At 70.7% G+C, this 1,050-nt stretch carries 1 protein-coding gene; it reads right to left on the bottom strand.

The annotated features are described in order from the left end of the window. Nucleotides 1-1,050: TIGR03767 family metallophosphoesterase (locus BZY54_RS48590; RefSeq protein ID WP_086731594.1), on the bottom strand; the 1,050-nt coding region annotated here is incomplete at both ends.

A 1,050-nucleotide genomic window follows, 5' to 3' on the forward strand; every position in this document is an offset into this window, starting at 1 on the left:
GTCGGGGCGCGGGGTGGACATCGAGGTGCTGGTGTAGTGGCTGAAGACGATGGCGTACTCGTCCTTGTGCGCGTTCAGGGTGCGCTCGAGCCAGGCCATCTGGGCCGCGCCGATCGAGCCGATGAAGTTGCCCTGCGGGTCGGTGGTGTCGAGGCTGATGCCGACGACGTGGCCGGAGACGCGGAAGGAGTAGTACTGAGTGCCCTCCGCGAGGTTGGCCTGCGTGTAGCCGTGGCCGACCGGGCCGGGGCCGGTGTTCGCCGGGTCGAGGTGGGCCTTGACGTACTCGGCGGGCGTGAACAGGGCGCGGCGCGCGTCCGGGGTGACCCGGCGCATCGCCCGGGTGTGGGACTTCAGCAGGTCGCGCAGGCCCAGGCCCTTGGGGTCGGAGCCGTCGTAGATGCTCTGCTGCAGCTTGCGGGCCTCGGCGGCGGTCACGGTGAACAGCTTGCGGTCGCCGGTGGCGAACTCGGTGAGGTAGGAGTCCCCGTGCCCGAAGCAGCCACCCAGGATGGAGTCGTGGTTGCCGACGGTGGAGTACCAGGGGAGGTTCAGGCCGGGGCTGCGCACCTCGCGGGTCGCGGCCTGCAGGAAGCTCTCAAGGTGAGGAAAGCCGCGTTGCTTGTACTGGTCGCGGACGGTGGCCTCGGGCTGCCAGTACAGACTCAGGCCGCTGCTCATGGCGCCCTCGTAGTGGCGCGGGTCACCCGAGTCTGGGGTGATGCGGCCGCCGCTGAGCACCTTCAGGTACCAGTCCAGCTCGATGCGGGAGTTGTTGTCGGTGTTGTCGCCGGTGGTGATGGCGAACTCCAGGGGGCTGCCGGTGACCGGCGCGCCGCGCAGGGCGTTGACCCGCTCGACCAGGGAGACCGCGCCCTGCACGGTGAGCGCCTCCTGCGGGCGCCAGGCGTGCGGTGAGGCGGCTTGCAGGAACTCCGTACGCAGCGGGTGCTGGCTGTCCATCACATGGAGGTCGGTGAGCTGCACGAACGCGGCGAGCGCGGTACGGCGTCCGGCGCGCCCCGCCTTGGGCCCGGCCAGTTCGCCGCG

The sequence above is a fragment of the Streptomyces carpinensis genome (assembly GCF_002154505.1).
Taxonomy (GTDB): domain Bacteria; phylum Actinomycetota; class Actinomycetes; order Streptomycetales; family Streptomycetaceae; genus Streptomyces; species Streptomyces carpinensis.